Genomic DNA, 14404 nt, shown 5'->3' with positions numbered 1-14404 from the left:
TGAAATTATGTCTGATAAACCATTAACCAAGACAGATTATTTGATGCGTTTGCGACGCTGTCAGTCAATTGACACCCTTGAACGTGTGATTGAGAAAAATAAATACGAGCTTTCTGATAATGAGTTAGCGGTATTCTATTCCGCAGCGGATCATCGCCTGGCTGAACTCACGATGAATAAGCTGTACGATAAAATTCCTACCGCCGTGTGGAAATTCGTACGCTGATTGGGTGACACACTTCAGAGGACATCACACCGCATTAGACGTTTAGACGCTGTTTTAGACCACCAGCATGCAGTTCCTCACCCGGATGGGCGACCGTTTTATCGCCCAGCGGAGACGCTGCGTCATACCGAAGAGATCCACCGCATTATCTGACCCGCCCTTTCCTGGCAACTGTTATGTTTTTTCTTAGCGTAACTGTTACTTTCCACAAACATTGTGGTCACTTAAAATACACGGATCCCCCGTTTTAAGTTGATTTGAGAAAGGGCAGAAGATGACCGAGATACAACGCCTGCTTACCGAGACCATTGATGACCTCAATGTACGCGAAAAGCGTGACAACAAACCGCGCTTTAGCATCAGCTTTATTCGCAAACATCCGGGCCTCTTTGTTGCCATGTATGCCGCCTGGCTGGCAACGCTGGTGGTGATGCTGCAGTCGGACACGCTGATCGGTTCCGTCTGGCTCCTGGTGGTATTATTCGTCGTCTTTAACGCCTTCTTCTTCTTCGACGTTAATCCGCGCTACCGCTATGAAGATATTGATGTGCTCGATTTTCGCGTCTGCTACAACGGTGAGTGGTACAACACGCGCTATGTGCCCAACCAGCTGATCGACAGCATCCTGCATTCACCTCAGGTTGAATCCCAGCAAAAAGAGAAACTGCAAAAAATGATCGCCACCAAAGGCGAACTCTCTTTCTACGACGTCTTTACCCTTGCCCGCGTGGCTGCCTGAAGTCCGCTCTGACCTGCCGCCGACAGCCTCGCTGTTAGCGGCAGGCTCCCTGTTCTGGCCTACCGTTTCTTCTTACGCCCCTGCACCGCCTTGAAGCGCGGATTGGATTTGCATATCACATACAGCCGCCCCTTACGTTTGACGATCTGACAATCCGCATGACGTTGTTTTGCGCTGCGCAATGAATTAAGAACCTGCATGTTTACCCCTTACAAATATGATTTGTTATAACATAACAATTAGCATATCCGAGTGGCGGTGGAAAAACAACTCAGGGCGGATAAGCGGCACGTAAACTCATCTAAAATAGTTCTACACTTCAGCATAGCTTTCCGTTTTAATGTCATCGACTTGTGCGCCCCACGCCCGGCGTTATAAAAAGGAAACAGGAGCATGACAACCCGACACCTGGTTAGTGTGGTGACCTGCGTACTGATTATTGCAGTGCTTGTTCCTGTCTGCCTGAGCGTCTGGCTGGCGCATCGTAATGCGGAAGATAAGTTTGTTGATGACCTGAACGATTACTCTGCCCGTGTCCAGATCCGTACCGACAGAGTGATTACCCAGGCCAAATCCGCTCTGAACGAAATGCAATCCTTCAAAGGCATTCCCTGTAGTCGCGAACATGCGCTGGTAATGCGCCGCGCCTCTTTCTCCTGGCGCTATATCCAGGAAGTGATCTACGTTGACGATCTCAAGCCACGCTGTTCCTCCCTGGAACAGGAGAGCCACGCCGCCCCCTTTCCGCCAGCATTACGCATCACCCCCGACGGCTATCGGGCCTGGGTTACCTCGCACAACGATCTGAATCTTAAACGTTATATGGCCGCCATTGGTACAGGCCACTATATCGTGATGATCGACCCCGCCTCGCTGATCGACGTGATCCCCTTTGGATCCTGGCCGATCGACGTTGCGCTGGTGGGTATCCGTCGAAATATTGTTTTCGCCAGCAGTAACAGCCTGGATATGCAGGTGTTCAATGAAATGCAGCGCAATGGCAGCTCGCACTTCCAACATAACGGCGCTATGTATGATGTGCATAATGTGCCCGACCTGGGGTTTGCCATCGTGGCGTGGGCTTCCCTGAAGCCGTTAAAAGAGAGCTGGCATCACCAGCTCTATTTCTGGCTGCCTTTTGGCGTGTTGATCAGTTTGTTGACGGCATGGTTTGTCTTGCGCGTGTTACGCCGCCTGCAATCTCCCCGGCATCGCCTGCAGGATGCTATCAATGCCCGGGAATTCCAGGTCCATTTTCAGCCAATTGTCGCGCTGAACAGTGGCAGACTGACCGGAGCGGAAGCGCTCGCCCGCTGGCCACAGCAGGACGGCAGCTATCTGTCTCCCGATATTTTCGTCTCTCTGGCGGAGCAGACGGGCCTGATAAATCAGTTAACCGCCCTGATCGTTGAAAAAGTGTTTGAGGAGATGGGCGAATGGCTACGCCAGCATCCGGACCAGCATATCTCGATTAACCTTGCCCCCACGGATTTGATCTCGGGTGCAGTGCCCCCGCTATTGAGCCGTCTTCTGAATCAATGGCAGCTTCCGCCGTCGCAGATTGCGCTGGAGCTTACCGAGCGGGGTTTTGCCGACCCCACCGTCAGTGCCCCCGCCATTGCCGGGTTCCGGCGCGCAGGACACTCTATCTATATTGACGATTTCGGCACCGGCTACTCAAGTCTCAGCTACCTGCAGGATCTGGACATCGATACCCTGAAAATTGATAAATCATTCGTCGACGCGCTGGAGTATAAAAACGTGACGCCGCATATCATTGAGATGGCCCGATCGCTCAATCTGGCGATGGTGGCGGAAGGGATTGAAACCGAAGGTCAGCTGACCTGGCTGCGCCGCCACGGTGTGCAGTACGGTCAGGGTTGGTTTTACAGTAAGGCGCTGCCAAAAGAGGCATTTATTCAGTGGGCTGAACAGAATCTCGACCCGGAATCACACGAATAACGCCCGGCGGGAAGTGCCGCCGGGCACCACGCCTATTCGTCCAGCAGCGGCGAGAAGCCGCCATAAATCATCCGTTTACCGTCAAACGGCATCGATTCGCCAAATTCTTTCATTCTGGGATCGTTCATCATCTTCTGATTCGCTTCGTCGCGAACCGCTTTTGAAGGATATTCGATCCAGCTGAAGACCACTTCTTCGTTCTCTTCCGCCTTCACTGCCAGGCGAAAGTCCGTTAATTTGCCGTCGGGTACATCATCTGCCCAACACTCTACGATGCGAAGCGCGCCAAACTCCTTAAACAGCGGCGCGGCTTTCGCTGCCATCTCGCGATAAGCCTCCTTATTATTCGCAGGAACGGCAACCACAAAACCATCGACATACTTCATCAGATAAACCTCCGAAGTGAATGTGCGGCCACATGGTGTGGCCGCATCAGCGATTAAGTTTAGTTCTGTTGCCAGCTAAAGGCGTAACGCACCTTTTTCCCCTGCAGGATAAACTCCGGCGACACGCTGGGGCTCCAGGAGTCATCGCCCCCGACGCCCATATGAAACGCATCCAGGTTCAGCCAGCAGCCGGGCTCTTCCCGTAACAGATGGTGATGGGTAGTCTCGCGCAGCTGCGTCTGGCTATAGCGACTCACCCCGAAGTGGAAGTTGCCATCGAGCTGATGCTGCCCCAGCTTCAGCTGGCGGGTATCGCAGCGCAGGCCGTTTTCGGTTGGGAAAATGTAAGGAGTATGCAACGCCGCCAGCGGCAGTTCCCAGCGTCCCTGGCGGGCGGCAAGCTTGCGATCCGGGTAGTTCTCACAGGGACCGAGCCCACTCCAGTTCACCGTTTGCGGTGCCTGCGCCAGCTGACAGGTCAGCCCGATACGCGCGGGCTCCGGCATATCGCTTGCCACCTGCACCTCAACATCGCCATGCAGCACGCCATGGTTATCGATGCGCCAGCATTTTCGGCTCAGGAACAGCACCTGGTTGTCGTACTCCCAGGCATGCAGGGTGGTGATGACCACTGCCTGCTCCAGCTGCTCGCCGTCGCACTGCAGCAGGCGTGGCGACAGGCTGTACATCCCGGCCGCCTTCCAGCGTTCCACCCAGGCATTCGGATCGATACGGGTCGCTTCGCTGACGCCGATATCGTTATCCAGCGGAGCGCGGGTAAAGTTGTCGGTCAGCGGCGCGAGCAGCGTCGCCTCCCCTTCGCGCCACCACTGGGTCAGGTCGCCGCTGGCGCGGTTAAACTGCCAGCGCTGCTGCTGATGGGTGACTACCAACGCATCATCTTCACGCGTGAGCTGAGGGGTTAACCCGGCAACTTTCGGCGGAGCAATGAGTAACGGGGCGGGAAGCGACCATTGATCCCAGGCGCAGAGATGATTTTCCGCAGACCACGGCGTGGCCGCGGGCTGGAATACCTCAACGTTCAGCCACAGTTCGCCCGGGGCCGCCGCCCACTGCGGCAGCGCGATCTCCAGCCGTTGTGTACTTTGCGCCGCGATATTGAGCACCACCACATCAGAAGCCAGCACCTCGCCATCACGCATCACCGACCAACGCAGCTGCTCGTTATCGGTCTGACGGAAGAGATAGTCACTGTGCACCTCTATCACCAGCGGCGAGTGGCTGATCAGGGTAAAAGTGAAAAACTGCTGCGCGCGCTGGGCCTCATACAGGGCCGGATGCGGCGTGCGGTCGGGGAAGACCAGCCCGTTCAGACAGAACTGTCGGTCGTTAGGTTTATCGCCAAAATCGCCGCCGTAGGCCCAGAAGGGGTTGCCCTGTTCGTCATGCTTCGTCAGGGCCTGGTCCACCCAGTCCCACACAAAACCGCCCTGCAGGCGAGGATGTTTGCGGAAAGCGTCCCAGTATTTAGCGAATCCGCCAAAGCTGTTGCCCATCGCGTGGGCATATTCGCAGAGGATCAGCGGACGTGTCTCATCCGGCATACCGATCCACTTTTTAAGTGACCATTTCGGTACCGCCGGGAAGGGCTGATCCTGATCGACGCGGGCATACATCGGACAGACGATATCGGTGGCAGCCGTATTGGCCCCGCCCCCCTCATACTGTACCGGACGGGTGGGATCGGTCGCCTTCACCCAGTGGTAAAGGGCATCATGACTGGCCCCGTGACCGGACTCATTACCCAGTGACCAGATAATGATCGACGGGTGATTGCGGTCGCGCTGCACCATACGGGTGACGCGCTCGCTCATGGCAGGCAGCCAACGGGGATCGTCAGCCAGACGGCTCATCGGTACCATGCCGTGGGTTTCGATGTTGGCCTCATCCACCACGTACAGCCCGTAGCGGTCGCACAGGCGATACCAGAGAGGGTGGTTAGGGTAGTGCGAGCAGCGGACGGCATTAAAGTTGTGCTGCTTCATCAGCTCAATGTCGCGGCGCATGGTGGCTTCATCCATCACCTGCCCGCGCTCAGGGTGATGTTCGTGACGGTTCACGCCCCGGATCAGCAGCGGCTTACCGTTAAGCTTCAACAGTCCGTTGCTAATTTCGACCCGGCGGAAACCGACGTCGCAGGCTTCAACGTCCAGCACCTGGCCCTGCCCGTCGCGCAGCACAAGGGTTAAGCGGTACAGGGCGGGGATCTCCGCGCTCCACAGCGCAGGTTGATCCACCTTCAGAGAGACATTCACCCTCTCCTGCCAGTGGCCACGCTCGTCGACAATGGCCGAGCCAGGCGTGCCGGTGGTGCTGGCGATACACTCCCCTGCCCGCCAAAGATTGACGCTGACCTCGCAGTCCTTGTAGTCGGCCCCACCGAGGGTCAGCGCCAGCTGCAATTGGGCGCGGTCGTAATCGGCGTTCAGCTCGGTCACGACATGGTAATCGGCAATGTGGGTGTCAGGTTTGTGCAGCAGGGTCACATCCCGGAAGATGCCGCTCATGCGCCACATGTCCTGATCTTCAAGGTAGCTGCCGTCGCACCAGCGAAGCACCATCACCGCCAGGCGGTTGCTGCCCACGCGCAGGAACGAGGAAACGTCAAACTCCGCAGGCAGACGGCTGTCCTGGGAATAGCCCACCCACTGCCCGTTGCACCACAGGTAAAACGCGGAATTAACGCCCTCAAACACCAGGCGCGTCTGCCCACTCTCCAGCCAGCTGGCATCCATGTCGAATGTGAGCGAGTAACAACCAGTCGGGTTCTCTGCCGGTACGAACGGTGGATTGACCGCGATGGGATAGGTGACGTTGGTGTAGATCGGAGTGTCAAAGCCCTGCATCTGCCAGTTGGAGGGAACAGGCATCACGACCGCATCAGCGCAATCTTCCTGCGTCCAGCTATCGGGAACCTGTTCCGGCGCGGCAAAGAAGCTGAACTGCCAGTCGCCGTTCAGCGAGCGGATGGAGGAGGAGTCGCCCTCCTCCCGCGCAGTCTGCTCGTCGCCCCAGCCGCTGAGGGGCACGTGGGCAGGGAGTCGATTCCATTGGGTGACGCCGGGGTTTTCCCAGTCACGACGGGCAAGCAGAGTGCTGAGAATCAGCGGAGCGGGATGGGACATAATTACCTCTTTGCGAAGCGCTCACAATTTTTATTACAATGCCCTGCCTGGAGGACAGGGTAAAGCAGGAGAGCGTCATGAAGCGATGGCGATCACAAAAGCGTTAACGGCGCGCCAGCTGTTCAGCCAGCAGGGCCAGGGATTTTAGCTGCTGAGCGAGATCTTCACTCCCCTGTGGGATCCCTTCCCGGGCGGTGGAGTGTCGTTCGACCAGGGTGACAGGGAGACGGGTTTGTGCGGGCTCCTGCCCGGCGTGACCCTGCTGCCCCAGCAGCCACTCCACGCTGCGCAGCCCTGCCTCGCGAAAGGCCTGGCGAACGGTGGTCAGTGGCGGGGTGAACCACGCGCTGTCGGTGGTATCGTCAAACCCTACCACCGAGAGCTGGCCCGGCACGGTAATGCCTTTTTCGGCGCAGGCACGCATCACGCCGAGCGCCATCTGATCGTTTGCCACCAGAATCGCCTGCGGGAGTGTGGCACCGGCCAACAGCTGATGGCCTTTCTCGTAACCCGAGGCAGCGCTCCAGTCGCCCTGGGCGATGGCGCAGGGCTCTACCCCAGCCGCCTCCAGAGTGGACAGCCAGCCCGCAAGACGGGCACGCGCCGAAACGGAACTTCGTGGCCCACCGAGCAGGGCGATCCGCTGATGGCCCAGCGCCAGCAGATGATGCGCGCCGAGCGTTGCGCCCTGTTCGGCATCAAACACCAGGCTGTGCACCCGGGCGGTGGGCGAGACATCAAGAAATAACACCGGTACCGGGGCGGCCTGCGCCTGCAAACTTTCTGCCAGCTCGTCCTCCAGCGGTACGTTGACCAGCAGACCCTCCACGCGCTGCGCCAGCAGCTCCTGCACTGCCGCAAGACACTGCTGCGGATTTTCGACCATGGAGATCAGCACGCTCGCCCCGCGCTCGCCTGCGCGGGTCTTGACCGCCGAGGCAATCTGCGAGGGGGCATGCAGGGCCAGGTCGGTGGTGATCAGCCCCAGGGTGCGGGTGCGCTTTCCCGCCAGCTGCTGAGCCCCGCGGTTGGGGACATAGTGCAATTCGGCCATCGCCTGGAGCACTTTTTCCCGGGTCCGGGCGGAGACATGCGCCGCATCATTAATGACCCGCGAGACGGTTTGATAGGAAACGCCCGCCAGGCGGGCAACATCGTAAAGGGTTATGGCTTTCATGCGCGTCGCGTTGCAATGACTGATGCGCGTATTCTGTCATAACCCATCGCGTAAAGCATGTGAGCGCTTCGCAAAATCAGACAACGCGCTCAGGCTGCGGAGCTAAGAGGCGCGGCTTCCGACGAAACCACGGCAGACAAATCTGGATCAGCGGGCCGATGCTTAAGGCATACAGCACGGTTCCCACACCAAAAGTGCCTCCCAGCACCCAGCCAAACAGCAGGACTGAAACCTCAATCGCCGTGCGCACGCTGCGTACCGACCAGCCGGTACGGGCGTTGATCCCGGTCATCAGGCCGTCGCGCGGCCCGGCGCCAAACCCGGCGCCAATGTACATGCCCGTCGCCAGCGCATTGACGATTACCGCGCTCACCAGTAACAGGCTGCGCGCCACCAGTGAGTCGATAGCCGGAATAAACGTCAGTGCGATGTCGGCCGCCAGGCCAATGGCAATCACGTTACTGATGGTGCCGAGACCCGGGCGCAGTCGCAGCGGGATCCACAGCAGCAGCACCAGCACGCCGGTCAGAATGATGACGGTGCCAATATCCATGGCCAGCAGTTTTGCCACCCCGAGGTGGAAGACATTCCAGGGATCGGCCCCCAGATCCGATCGTATAAACATCGCCGTTGACAGGCCATACAGGCTTAATCCGACGTAAAGCTGAAGTAATCGACGCAACATGATCTTTCTCCGGTTAGCGGTGCTTTCATCATTACCTGAAATGGCACTATGATTAATGTCCAGTTTTGAAAAAGTGGACTGCTTATGTCATCGCGTCGATTTGGAAGCCAGTCATTAGTTCGCCTGTTGGGCCACTGGCAGCAGGAGCCCTCCCGTACCCCGCTGTGGCGTCAGCTGGCCGATGCGTTACGCCTGCTGATCCTCGACGGCAGGCTGGCGCTGGATACGCGCCTGCCGGGCGAGCGCGAGCTGGCCTTAACCCTGGAGGTGAGCCGTACCACCGTCAGCAGCGCGCTTGCGCATCTGCGCGATGAAGGCTATCTCGAAAGTCGCCATGGCAGCGGATCCCGGGTGATCCTGCCCGACAGCCGCACGCCCCCGACCCGCGCCAATGCCAGCGCGGCGCTGGATCTCTCCACCGCTGCACTGGGCGCCGGACCGGAGATCCATCAGGCCTATACCCACGCCCTGACCGCTATTACGCAGCATCTGACGCAAACCGGCTACGACCAGCTGGGTTTGCTGGCGCTGCGCGAGGCCATTGCCGCGCGCTACAGGGCACGAGGACTGCCTACCCGGGCGGAAGAGGTGATGGTAGTTAACGGCGCGGTCAGCGGGCTGGCGCTGGTGCTGCGGATGTTCACCGGACCCGGCGACAGGGTGGTGGTGGATCACCCTACCTACCCGCTGGCTATCGCCGCCATTCAGGGCGCATCCTGCCGGCCAGTTGGTGTGTCGCTGCCGCAGACCAGCTGGGATATCGACGGCTTTGCCGCCACCCTCGCCCAGACCGCGCCTCGCCTGGCGTACCTGATGCCGGACTTTCACAATCCCACCGGCCGCTGCATGGACGCGGCCAGCCGTGAGGCCATTGCCGCCATTGCTGCCCGGGCCCGCACCACGCTGGTGGTGGATGAAACCATGGCCGATCTCTGGTTCGACGCTCCCCCACCGCCGCCGCTGGCGGCCTTCTGCCCGAACGGCAATGTCATTACGCTGGGCTCAGCGGGAAAAAGTTTCTGGGGAGGCCTGCGTCTGGGCTGGATTCGCGCCCCGGCGCGCACTATCGCAACCCTGGCGCAAACCCGCGATACCCTCGATCTCGGCTCTCCGCTGCTGGAGCAGCTGGCAACCCTGTGGTTGATTGAGAACGGCGACGCATTTTTACCGGCACGGCGTCAAATGCTGCGTGAACACCGCGATCGCTGTGCGACGTTACTGAGGGAACATTTTCCCCAGTGGCGTTTCCAGATCCCGGAAGGTGGGCTCTCCTACTGGGTGGAGCTGCCGGATATGTTAGCCACCCAACTGGCTACCCGCGCCGAAGCGGCAGGTATTCATCTGGGAACCGGTACGCGCTTCGGTCTTTCCGGGGCCTTTGATCGCTATCTGCGGATGCCCTTTTCGCTGGAGCCGGCGGAGCTGGAAAGCGCGCTGGTGCGGATCAAGCCGCTGTGGCTGGCGCTGAATGAAAGCGGACAAGAGTTAAAACGCCCCCTGGTATAATCGTCTGCCTGCAAAGGAGCGACTGTAACAGCGACATTTATTACCGGGAAGAAGTGAGCGGGCGCACAAATAACGGCGTAAAAACGACGATTTAAAAATGTCTGACTGTAATAGTTACAGTCAGACATTTTCAGCAGGAAAGAAGTCAGTGCTGAGCAGGAATAGGGAAACCTTTCAGGGAAATAACAAAACTATCGCCTTCTTTCTTTATTTTTGCGCCGGTATCACACCAGTCAGACGCAATTCGAAAGAACTCATCACTGCCAACATCCCAGCCCAGGCGGACATGTTTGACATAGCCAGAGCGCAGAAGCGTGCAGGCTTCCGAGTAGCTGCTGGCGGTGGATTGCTGATATTGTTTCATTTTTTCTTCTTCAGAATTTTTCTTAATGCTTTGATTTCTTTAGGAGTAAAAGGTGCTACGTTCTCTTCTTCCGTATGTTGATTGTCGATATCCTCTTCCGTTACTCCCGCCTCGTCTGCTACAGCAAAGGCCATTTGCAGCAGTTTCTCTGTGGTAACGCTGAGATTCTCATTGTTCACTTCTGCGTAATGACGAAGCTTCTCTTTCAGCGCTTCGTCGATTTTTACATTCAGCACGGCAGTGGTCATGGTGGCTACGTCCTTGACATCAATTTGTTAAATTAATACACGAAGTTATCATTATTATCCAGATATATATTGCCTGCTTATATATCATAAAAATGTCACACTTACCCTGCACAACATTTATGACAGAATAATGACAACCACATTTCAGTATGATGACAATTAACGAAATAAACAGGTCAGTTCAGAAATATATAATGTGCTTAGGGTTGCTATGGGTAAACGAAAAGAAGTTGGGCCTGTGGCATGAAAGTGCTGAATGATGGGAGAAGACGAAAAATTTTGCGGAAGGCAGAAATGGGTGGGGGCCCTGCCAGCTACATCCCGGCACACACGTCGTCTGCCCTGGCTGCTTCCTTCCGGACCTGACCTGGTGAACAGAGTAGCGTTGCGGGAGAACCAACAGAGCCCCCATTGAGAGCGTTGTTAACCAACGCGCTGGCGCATTATCACTGTACCAGATAGCAATTGCAAGTTAACGGCGTCCGGGTGATGGTTTATTGCGCAAAGCGTTTACAGAGTGCACGCTTTCTTCCTGTCTTGCCGGGTAATCTTTATTATGCTCTCAACACAGGAGCAAAAAATGGATGAGCACGACTCTTTTCCTCAGCGGGTCTGGCAGATAGTAGCCTCAATTCCCGAAGGTAGCGTCACCACCTATGGCGAAGTAGCACGCCTGGCAGGTTCTCCACGCGCTGCACGGCAGGTGGGCGGCGTACTTAAACGGCTACCGGAAGGCAGTACCCTGCCCTGGCATCGGGTGGTGAACCGCCACGGGGCGATCTCCTTAACCGGCCCTGATTTACAGCGTCAGCGTCAGGCCTTGCTCAGCGAAGGGGTACAGGTATCAGGTAGCGGTGAGATTGATTTGCAGCAATACCGCTGGCGGTATTAAACAGCCCCTCTCAGGCGAGAGGGGCTGGCGACATTAAAGCTGGGTAGGTGCCGGGGTGGCCGTAGACGGGCTCACCTGAGTTGGCGAAGTGGAAGGTACGGTCGTGGGCGCACCGCCGCCAGGCTGTAACGGCAACTCGGTCTGCTGTACCGGCACCAGCACCAGATCGGCTTTGGTCCCGCCCTGATTAATCACCGGTTTCACGATATCGGTCACCAGTACGACCTTATCGTTAATGGTGATCGCGGCACTCAGCAGAATACGCGCGTTAGGCTGCACGTCCGCCGGGTTAAACGGCAGTTCAAACTTGAACGGAGCCTGTTTACCTTCGGTACGGGTCGCCTGCTGCGCCAGTACTTTCGACGGTGAGTCTGCCAGAGAGGCATCAGACAGGGTGACGGTTAATACCGCATCCGGCGGCAAAGCCACTTTCTGACGGATCCAGATGGTCCCGGAAACATTTGGCTGCTGAATGGTCGGTTGAGCCGCCACGGCAGCAGTGTTTGGGTTTGGCGCTGGCGTCTGGATGTCTGCACTTTTATCTGCACAGGCAGAGAGAGCAACCGCTACCGCTAAACCACTTAACGCGTGCACGAGTTTCATTGAGTTCTCCTTATCATCAATGCACCAGCGGGATCGATACCGCCAGATGAGTGGTTAATACCAGGTTAACGAGAGTAAGTGTGGCACACATCAATTATTTATGCCTGGAATCTCCCTGTTATTCAGATTATTGCACCCATCGGACCACTTCCATTTCTGCGTTATACTCTGCCTATCTTTCGCCACGGCGTTTTAATTGAGGACGACTATGAGTCAGGCACTAGGCAATCTGCTGACATTATTAAACCTGGAAAAAATTGAAGAAGGACTCTTTCGGGGACAAAGCGAAGATCTGGGCTTGCGCCAGGTATTCGGCGGTCAGGTTGTGGGGCAAGCCCTCTACGCAGCTAAAGAGACAGTACCTGCGGAACGCTTTGTGCACTCCTTTCACAGCTACTTTTTGCGCCCTGGCGACAGCCAGAAACCAATCGTTTATGACGTAGAAGTCCTGCGTGACGGCAACAGCTTCAGCGCCCGCCGCGTGGCCGCGGTGCAGAACGGTAAGCCGATCTTCTATATGACGGCGTCGTTCCAGGCACCGGAGCCGGGCTATGAGCATCAGAAAACGATGCCCCCTGCCCCGGCACCGGACGAATTAAAGTCTGAAACGGATATTGCCCGCGCGCTGGCGCATCTGCTGCCCCCGCAGGTGAAAGAGAAGTTTCTCTGCGACAAACCGCTGGAGATCCGCCCGGTTGAGTTCCATAACCCGATGAAGGGCCATACCGCCGAGCCGGCGCGTCAGGTCTGGATCCGCGCCAACGGGACGGTGCCGGAAGATTTCCGCGTCCATCAGTATCTGCTGGGTTACGCGTCCGATTTCAACTTCCTGCCGGTCGCGCTGCAACCGCACGGCGTAGGTTTCCTTGAAAAAGGGATGCAGGTTGCCACTATCGACCACTCGATGTGGTTCCACCGTCCGTTCGATATGAACGACTGGCTGCTGTACAGCGTGGAGAGCACGTCGGCGTCGAGCGCCCGTGGGTTTGTTCGCGGTGAGTTCTATACGCAGGACGGCGTGCTGGTGGCTTCTACCGTGCAGGAAGGGGTGATGCGTAATCGAGGATGATGTGAAAAAGCCGGGCGGCGGCTTCGCCTTACCCGGCCTTCAAAAGCATAATCCGTAAGCCCGGTAAGCGTAGCGCCACCGGGCAATACCTCTCATCACGCGTTATACGCATTCTCGCCGTGGCTGTTGACGTCCAGACCTTCACGCTCCTGCTCTTCCGGCACGCGCAGACCCACCGTCATGTCCGCCAGTTTGTAGCCGATAAAGGCCACTACGCCCGACCAGACCACCGTGATGGCGATACTTTCCAGCTGAACCAGAACCTGATGTCCCATGGTCACGCCTTCTGCGTAGCCGACGCCGCCCAGTGAGGTAGAGGCGAAGAAACCGGTCATGATACAGCCGATGATGCCACACACGCCGTGCACGCCAAAGACATCACAAGGATCGTCCACACGCAGCACACGTTTCAGCGCAGTGACGCCCCACAGACCGGCCAGACCCGCGACGATACCGATGATCAGCGCACCGCCGACACCGACAAAACCACAGGCCGGGGTGATGCCAACCAGACCGGCAATGGCACCGGAACAGGCACCCAGCAGGGATGGTTTACCGCGTACCGCCCACTCGCCAAAGATCCACGAGAGGATAGCGCCCGCCGTGGCCACAACGGTGTTCACGAAGGCCAGCGCCGCAATTTCGTTGGCTGCACTGGCGGAACCGGCGTTAAAGCCAAACCAGCCGAAGTAAAGGATTGCGGTGCCGGTAAAGACCATCGGCAGGTTATGCGGTTTGAAGGCCTCTTTGCCAAAACCGACGCGTTTACCGATCAGGTATGCCCCCACCAGGCCCGCCACTGCGGCGTTGATGTGAACCACGGTACCGCCCGCAAAGTCCAGCGCGCCATGTGAGCCCAGCAGACCGCCGCCCCAGACCATATGCGCCACCGGCACATAGGAGAGCGTCAGCCATACCACGACGAAGATCAGCACCGCGGAGAAGCGAATACGTTCCGCCAGCGCCCCGACAATCAGCCCGACGGTGATACAGGCGAACGAGCCCTGGAACGCCACGTGGATGTACTGATAGAAGCTGCCCATCACCGCGGTCAGCTCGATATTTTTCAGCATCGCCCAGTTGAAGCTGCCGAAGAAGGCGTTACCTTCACCGAAGGCCAGCGAGTAGCCGTAAACCACCCACAGGACGCACACCAGGGCGAAGGTCACCGTCACCTGAGTGAGCATGGAGAGGACGTTTTTGCCGCGGATCAGGCCGCCGTAAAACAGCGCAATCCCCGGAATAGTCATAAACAGCACCAGCGCGGTGCAAATCATCATAAAGGCGTTATCGGCTTTGTCTGCCACCGCTGGTGCAGCCATTGCCAGCCCCGGCAGCAGTGCCAGAGACCCCAGACCTGCTTTGAATGTTGTTGTGTTCATTTTCTCGATCCCTATCACT

At 57.5% G+C, this 14404-nt stretch carries 14 protein-coding genes, 1 other RNA gene and 1 pseudogene; 6 read left to right on the top strand and 10 right to left on the bottom strand.

Translation table 11 applies throughout. The annotated features are described in order from the left end of the window. The first annotated feature begins 7 nt into the window (after positions 1-7). A complete protein-coding gene (locus tag GNG27_RS05635) occupies positions 8-226 on the top strand; it encodes an HHA domain-containing protein (protein ID WP_032616864.1) in 219 nt (72 codons plus the stop codon). 274 nt (positions 227-500) lie between these two features. Further along, positions 501-965: a YlaC family protein gene (locus tag GNG27_RS05630; protein ID WP_142488462.1), complete on the top strand. Its 465-nt coding sequence runs from the start codon at positions 501-503 to the stop codon at positions 963-965. Positions 966-1024: 59 nt separating this feature from the next. Here the strand turns inward: GNG27_RS05630 and ykgO are convergent, their stop codons facing one another. Then, the gene (gene ykgO, locus GNG27_RS05625) at positions 1025-1165 is read right to left on the bottom strand and encodes a type B 50S ribosomal protein L36 (RefSeq protein ID WP_142488461.1); all 141 of its coding nucleotides are present in this window, start codon (positions 1163-1165) and stop codon (positions 1025-1027) included. A 193-nt stretch (positions 1166-1358) separates the two neighbouring features. Between ykgO and GNG27_RS05620 the strand changes: the two genes are divergently transcribed. Continuing rightward, positions 1359-2927: an EAL domain-containing protein gene (locus tag GNG27_RS05620; protein ID WP_156263102.1), complete on the top strand. Its 1569-nt coding sequence runs from the start codon at positions 1359-1361 to the stop codon at positions 2925-2927. A 32-nt stretch (positions 2928-2959) separates the two neighbouring features. On the opposite strand, the gene GNG27_RS05615 is transcribed toward GNG27_RS05620, so the two are convergent. From GNG27_RS05615 to GNG27_RS05600, 4 genes are all read right to left on the bottom strand, one after another. Next, complete coding sequence (locus GNG27_RS05615; RefSeq protein ID WP_142488459.1) at positions 2960-3313, bottom strand: DUF1428 domain-containing protein; 354 nt, start codon at positions 3311-3313, stop codon at positions 2960-2962. Positions 3314-3372: 59 nt separating this feature from the next. After that, positions 3373-6459, bottom strand: coding sequence for a beta-galactosidase (locus GNG27_RS05610; RefSeq protein WP_156263101.1), 3087 nt, complete (start codon positions 6457-6459; stop codon positions 3373-3375). Positions 6460-6562: 103 nt separating this feature from the next. After that, on the bottom strand, positions 6563-7636 hold the full coding sequence (locus GNG27_RS05605) for a LacI family DNA-binding transcriptional regulator (protein ID WP_142488457.1): 1074 nt from the start codon (positions 7634-7636) through the stop codon (positions 6563-6565). A 76-nt stretch (positions 7637-7712) separates the two neighbouring features. Continuing rightward, positions 7713-8321 (bottom strand): YitT family protein, encoded by a 609-nt coding sequence (locus GNG27_RS05600; protein WP_156263100.1) that lies wholly within the window; start codon positions 8319-8321, stop codon positions 7713-7715. A gap of 84 nt (positions 8322-8405) precedes the next feature. Here GNG27_RS05600 and GNG27_RS05595 point away from each other — a divergent pair, with 84 nt between their 5' ends. Further along, the gene (locus tag GNG27_RS05595) at positions 8406-9827 is read left to right on the top strand and encodes a PLP-dependent aminotransferase family protein (RefSeq protein WP_156263099.1); all 1422 of its coding nucleotides are present in this window, start codon (positions 8406-8408) and stop codon (positions 9825-9827) included. A gap of 145 nt (positions 9828-9972) precedes the next feature. Here GNG27_RS05595 and GNG27_RS05590 read toward each other — a convergent pair whose 3' ends face one another. From GNG27_RS05590 to ffs, 3 genes are all read right to left on the bottom strand, one after another. After that, a complete protein-coding gene (locus tag GNG27_RS05590; RefSeq protein WP_142488454.1) occupies positions 9973-10191 on the bottom strand; it encodes a hypothetical protein in 219 nt (72 codons plus the stop codon). Further along, entirely contained in the window at positions 10188-10439 is a 252-nt protein-coding gene (locus GNG27_RS05585; RefSeq protein WP_142488453.1) for a hypothetical protein, read from the bottom strand. Before GNG27_RS05585 ends, GNG27_RS05590 begins: the two co-directional genes overlap by 4 nt. 305 nt (positions 10440-10744) lie before the next feature. Further along, an RNA gene (gene ffs, locus GNG27_RS05580) (signal recognition particle sRNA small type) lies at positions 10745-10841 on the bottom strand. A gap of 166 nt (positions 10842-11007) precedes the next feature. Between ffs and GNG27_RS05575 the strand changes: the two are divergent. Continuing rightward, positions 11008-11331 (top strand): annotated as a pseudogene (locus tag GNG27_RS05575) (MGMT family protein); the annotation flags it as partial. A gap of 33 nt (positions 11332-11364) precedes the next feature. On the opposite strand, the gene GNG27_RS05570 reads toward GNG27_RS05575, so the two are convergent. Further along, positions 11365-11934, bottom strand: a complete 570-nt coding sequence (locus GNG27_RS05570) for a YbaY family lipoprotein (RefSeq protein WP_156263098.1) — start codon at positions 11932-11934, stop codon at positions 11365-11367. Between the two features lie 208 nt (positions 11935-12142). Here GNG27_RS05570 and tesB point away from each other — a divergent pair, with 208 nt between their 5' ends. Next, a complete protein-coding gene (gene tesB, locus GNG27_RS05565; RefSeq protein WP_106992157.1) occupies positions 12143-13003 on the top strand; it encodes an acyl-CoA thioesterase II in 861 nt (286 codons plus the stop codon). A gap of 95 nt (positions 13004-13098) precedes the next feature. On the opposite strand, the gene amtB is transcribed toward tesB, so the two are convergent. Further along, positions 13099-14385, bottom strand: a complete 1287-nt coding sequence (amtB, locus tag GNG27_RS05560; RefSeq protein WP_142488450.1) for an ammonium transporter AmtB — start codon at positions 14383-14385, stop codon at positions 13099-13101. Positions 14386-14404: the final 19 nt, after the last annotated feature.

Origin of the sequence: Leclercia sp. 119287, assembly GCF_009734485.1 — a bacterium.
Lineage (GTDB): Bacteria > Pseudomonadota > Gammaproteobacteria > Enterobacterales > Enterobacteriaceae > Enterobacter > Enterobacter adecarboxylatus_C.
The sequence above is the reverse complement of the archived record's forward strand: the minus strand, read 5'-3'. Positions and strand labels throughout refer to the sequence as shown.